3 protein-coding genes and 2 pseudogenes are annotated in these 5,046 nt (G+C 76.0%); 3 read left to right on the top strand and 2 right to left on the bottom strand.

From position 1 onward, the window contains the following. From E1300_RS47615 to E1300_RS47605, 3 genes and pseudogenes are all read left to right on the top strand, one after another. Nucleotides 1-306, top strand: a pseudogene (locus E1300_RS47615) (hypothetical protein); the annotation flags it as partial. A 165-nt stretch (nt 307-471) separates the two neighbouring features. Continuing rightward, nucleotides 472-1,944 carry an adenylyl-sulfate kinase gene (cysC, locus tag E1300_RS47610; protein WP_207400415.1) on the top strand — a complete coding sequence of 491 codons (1,473 nt, stop codon included), beginning with the start codon at nt 472-474 and terminating at the stop codon, nt 1,942-1,944. A 93-nt stretch (nt 1,945-2,037) separates the two neighbouring features. Beyond that, on the top strand, nt 2,038-3,051 hold the full coding sequence (locus tag E1300_RS47605; protein WP_131763850.1) for a sulfite exporter TauE/SafE family protein: 1,014 nt from the start codon (nt 2,038-2,040) through the stop codon (nt 3,049-3,051). On the opposite strand, the gene E1300_RS47600 is transcribed toward E1300_RS47605, so the two are convergent. Then, the gene (locus tag E1300_RS47600; protein WP_131763849.1) at nt 3,028-4,383 is read right to left on the bottom strand and encodes a lipopolysaccharide biosynthesis protein; all 1,356 of its coding nucleotides are present in this window, start codon (nt 4,381-4,383) and stop codon (nt 3,028-3,030) included. The genes E1300_RS47605 and E1300_RS47600 overlap by 24 nt on opposite strands. A gap of 14 nt (nt 4,384-4,397) precedes the next feature. Then, nucleotides 4,398-5,046 (bottom strand): annotated as a pseudogene (locus E1300_RS47595) (hypothetical protein); the annotation flags it as partial.

Here is a 5,046-nt window from a genome sequence, read left to right as displayed (position 1 = left end):
GCCCTCGCGCGCGGTGCCGAGAGCGCGCCGGTCCGGCCGCCCGCGCCGGCCCCGCCGCCGCGCGCGATCTACGAGCGGGTGGCGTCCCGGCAGGGCATGCAGTGGTACTGCGTGATGCGCGGGCTGGTGATCGCCGAGGAGTACACGTCCCGGCAGGCCCTCGACTCCCTCGGGGCCGGGACGAGCCTCGCCGACGCGCTGTGCCGGCTCGTGGCGCTGCTCAGCCGGGGCCGCCTCACCGCCGACCACAGCGAGGTCACGCTCGTCATCCGCAAACCGGAGAACCGCTTCGCCCGGGTCATCTGATCCCCGCCGGGTCGGCGGCCGATCCGGGCCATCGGGGCGGAGGGCGCCGGTCAGTACCCTTACATGGACACGGGGGACCCACAGGGGCGTGGGACCGTCCCCGGCCATGAACGAACACTGACCTGGACCAGCCCGGCCGCGCGCCGGGCAGGATCGGAGACCGCGGTGACCGCCGAAGCCGGCCTTCCCGACATGCTGCGCGACCTGCCCACCTGGACCCCGGACCCGGTGGAGCTCGCCGACCTGGAGCTGGTCCTGGCCGGCGTGTTCCGGCCGCTGACCGGCTTCCTCGGCTCGTTCGACACCGCCATGGTGATCGCAGGGGGCCGGCTCGCCGACGGCACGCCCTGGCCGGTGCCGGTCACCCTCGCCGTGCCCAAGGAGCTGACGGCGCACGACCGGCTCGTCCTCCAGGACCCGGAGGGCGTCCCGCTCGCGGTCCTGGAGGTCACCGAGACGTGGCAGGACCCGACCACGCAGGAGTGGCGGCTCGCCGGTCCCCTGGAGGCCCTCCGCTCGCCCGCGCACGGACCGTTCCACAAGCTGCGGCGGCGCCCCGCCGAGATGCCGCCCGCGGACGGCCCGGTGCTCGCCGTCGCGACCCGCTCGCCCCTGCACCGCAAGCACCTCGGCCAGCTCCGGCAGGTCGCCGAGCGGCTCGGGTCGCGCGTCCTGGTGCTGCCGCTGCTCGGCGGGCGGCACGACGAGTCGCTCGTCCGGGCGCTGCTCGGGGTCCGCAAGGAGCTGCCCGACGGCACGGAGATCATCCCGGTGCCGCTGCCGGCCCGCGGCGGCGACCCGGAGCGCGACGTCCTGCTGCACGCCCAGGTCGCGGCCGCCTACGGCGCGACGCACCTGCTCGCCGAGCGGGAGACCGAGGGCACCGCGATCCCCGTCGTGGTCCCCGAGCCGTGGGCGTACGACGCCGACGTGGAGGTCTGGCGGCCCGTCGCGCGCATCGAGCCCGACCACGTCCAGGCCGAGCTGACCCCGGAGCGCCTCGGCGAGCTGCTGGACGCCGGCGACCCGGTGCCCGACTGGTTCACCCCGCCCGCCGTCGCCGCCGAGCTCGCGCTGGCGCGGCCGCCCAAGCACTCGCGGGGCATCACGGTGTTCTTCACCGGGCTGTCGGGGTCGGGCAAGTCCACGGTCGCGCGCGGCCTCGCGGACGCGCTGGTCGAGCGCGGCGGCCGGACCGTGACGCTGCTGGACGGCGACGTCGTCCGGCGGCTGCTGTCGGCGGGCCTGACGTTCTCCCGGGCCGACCGCGACCTCAACATCCGGCGGATCGGGTTCGTGGCCGCGGAGATCACCAAGCACGGGGGCGCGGCGATCTGCGCGCCGATCGCGCCGTACGCGGCGACGCGGGCGGAGGTGCGCCGCATGGTGTCGGCCGCCGGCGACTTCATCCTGGTGCACGTCGCGACCCCGCTGGAGGAGTGCGAGCGCCGGGACCGCAAGGGCCTGTACGCCAAGGCGAGGGCGGGCCTGATCCCGGAGTTCACCGGCATCTCCGACCCGTACGAGCGGCCGGAGGACGCCGACCTGACGCTCGACACGTCGCGGATGACGCCGGACGAGGCGGTGGGCCGGGTCCTCGACCTCCTCGTGGCGGGCGGCTGGGTACGCCCGGAGTGACCACTTCCGTCCCCTGAGGCCCATCTTTCGGCCCAACGTCGCGTCCCATACCCTATGTACGGGAGTTCCCTATATAGCTGGTAGGTCATGCCGATGGACTTCGATTGGACGATGGCGCTCGGCTCGTTCCTGGTGGCCGTCGTCGTGGGGCTGACGGGGATGGGCGGCGGCGCCCTCATGACGCCGATGCTCGTCACGTTCTTCGGCGTCAGCCCGCTCGCGGCCGTCTCCAGCGACCTGGTGGCCGCCGCGGTGATGAAGCCGGTCGGCAGCGCCGTCCACTACCGGCAGGGCACGATCAACATGCGGCTGGTCGGCTGGCTGTGCCTCGGCTCGGTGCCCGCCGCGTTCTCCGGCGTCCTGCTCGCCCGCGCGCTCGGGGACGGCGCCCGCGTCGAGGACGTCATCCAGAAGGCCATGGGCGCCGCCCTGCTCCTCGCCGCGACGGGCCTCGTCGTCCGCGGCTGGCTCGCCGCCCGGGGCCGGGCCGGAGCGGCCGGCGACGGCGGGTCCGCCCCCGAGATCACGATCCGGCCGGTGCCGACCGTCCTCGTCGGCCTGGTCGGCGGCCTCGTCGTCGGCATGACCTCCGTCGGCTCCGGCTCGCTGATCATCGTCGCGCTGCTCGCCCTCTACCCGGCCCTGAAGGCGAACCAGCTCGTCGGCACCGACCTGCTCCAGGCCGTGCCGCTGGTGTTCGCCGCCGCGCTCGGGCACCTGCTGTTCGGCGACTTCCGGATGGAGGTGACGGCGGCCCTGCTGGTCGGCTCCGTCCCGGGCGTCTACCTCGGTTCGAGGATCTCCTCGCGCGCCCCGGGCGGGCTCATCCGGCGGGTCCTGGTGGTCGTGCTGGTCGCGTCCGCGCTCAAGATGTTCGGGGTCGGCGCCGTCCCGCTGGCGTGGACGCTGGTGGGCCTCGTCGCCGCCACCGCGGCCGCCTGGCTCGTCGGACGCCGCCGCCGCGCCGCCGGAACCGAGACCGCGGACGCCGCTCCCCCGGCGGGCGGAGCCGGGGGCACCGGAGGGACCGAGCGCGTCGGGGGCATCACCGCGGCGCGGCCGGGGATCACGGCCGCGCCGGTGTCAGCCGACGAGTTCGTCCGCTGACGCCTCGGACCGCTCGGGCACCGTGGCGGCGCCGCGGGGCGGGTCGCCCTTGCGCAGCATCCGCCACAGCATCGCCGCCGAGACGAGGCCGCCCGCGCCCAGGCAGTACGGCGCGAGGGCCGCGTGCCCAGGGTCGGCGACGAGCAGCACCAGCAGGACGAGAAGGCCGCTGAGGCTCTCCAGGCCGCGGATGACGAAGACCGTCCTGGACTTCTTGCGGGCCGTGGCGAGGCTGGCGAGCGGCAGCGTGCAGGCGAAGCAGACCGCGTAGATCCCCCAGCCGGCGAGCGCGACCCGGTCGACCTCGAACGAGCCGCCGGTCACGAGCGGGCCGAGCCAGTCCACGAGCAGGATGCCGGCGAGGCTCATCACCAGCGCGATCCCCGCCATCAGCCCGCAGGCCCGGACGGCCTGCCGGGCGCGCATCGGCCGTCCGGCGCGCTCGGCCTTGGCGAAGTCGCCGAGCAGGAACCAGCCGGCGCCGTTGACGAAGGTGAGCGCGGGCGCGAGCAGCAGCCGCGCGGCCTCCACCCCGGCGAGCGCGGCGGTGGACGCGAACCCGGCGATCATGATGCGGGCGAGCAGCAGCGCGGTCGGCCGGATGCCCGCCTGGATCGACCGCCACCAGGAGAACCCGACGATCTCGCGGAACGCGGTGCCGCGCAGCGGGGCGAGCGCGTACTCCTCGGCCGGCAGCCGCAGCCGGGCCAGCCCGATCGAGGCGAGGCAGCCCGCGCACATCGCGCCGAGCAGCAGCTCGACCGAGGCGCCGGTCCCGGCCGCGAGCGCGGCGCCGAGCACCGCGAGCGTGGTCGCGAGGTAGCAGGCGTCGTTGGCGGTGAGCCGCCAGAACTCCATCCGTGCCGTGAAGATCCGCCGGCCGGTCTCGTTCAGCAGCCAGAGCGCCACCAGCAGCGCGAACAGCGCGATGCCGGCCGGGCCGGCGAGGCCCATCGCGACGGCGACGACCGCGCCGACGGCGGCTCCGGCGGCGACGGTCCCCGCGACCGACAGCAGCAGCGCGCCGCGGATGCGCGGCTCGAACCGGTCGAAGACGGTCAGGGTGTCGCCGACCCAGCTCGTCTGCACCGAAGTGATCATGACGAGGACGGCGAAGAACAGCGCGTAGGAGCCGTAGCCGGACGCGCCGAGGGTGCGGGCGCCGAGCGCCTGGACGAGCAGGCTCCCGCCCGCGGTCACGAACTGGACGGTGACGGCGCCGCCCGCCTTCGCGAGCAGCCGTCCCGCCTTCGTGAGCAGCCGTCCCGCCGTGCCCGCGAGACCGCCCCTCGGGCCCGTCCCGCCGGCCTCCCGGGCGGCGGCGCGGGTCACCACGGTCTCCGGGCCTACCGGTCGATGTCGTAGTGCATCAGGGACGAATCGCCTTTTCCCTTGCCCGACCCGCTCCCTTCCTCCGGCTTGCCCGCGGAGGGCCTGTCCGACGGAGGCTTCGCGGAGGAGGACGTCCCGGAGGCGGGCTTGGCGGCGGCGGAGGGCTTGGCGGCGGACGAGCCCTTGCCGCCGGTGAGGAACTGGGGGTCCTCGGCGGTCCGCGTCGGGTCGCCGCCCTCGGCCCACAGGTCGACGGGCAGGTCGGACGCGGCGCCCTTCTCGGGCTCGGCGGGTTTCTCGCCGCGCGGCTTGGCCCGCGAGCCCTTGCCCCGCGCGGACTTGCCGAGGGACGAGGAGCCGTTGCCCGCGACGCGCGTCCCGCGGGTGCCGGAACCGGCGGCGGGGCTCGCGGGGGCGGCCGAGCCGGACCCGTTCAGCCGCGACCGGCGCTCACCGGACACGGGCGGGACGGACGGAGCGGCGCCGGACGGAGCGGATGACGGAGCGGGCGGCGGGGCGGGCGGCGTCGCCGGGAGCGCCTGCGTGGCGGACGGGGACTGCGCGGCGGGGGCGCCCGGACCGTGGACCTCCTCCGCCGACCACAGCCGTCCGGCGCGCTCCGCGGCCGGGTCGGCGTGGGACGGCACGCTGGGGGGCACGGTG

The organism is Actinomadura fibrosa (assembly GCF_900659615.1).
Taxonomy (GTDB): Bacteria; Actinomycetota; Actinomycetes; order Streptosporangiales; family Streptosporangiaceae; genus Spirillospora; species Spirillospora fibrosa.
Note: the sequence above shows the minus strand (reverse complement) of the source record. Positions and strands in the feature narration are given on the sequence as shown.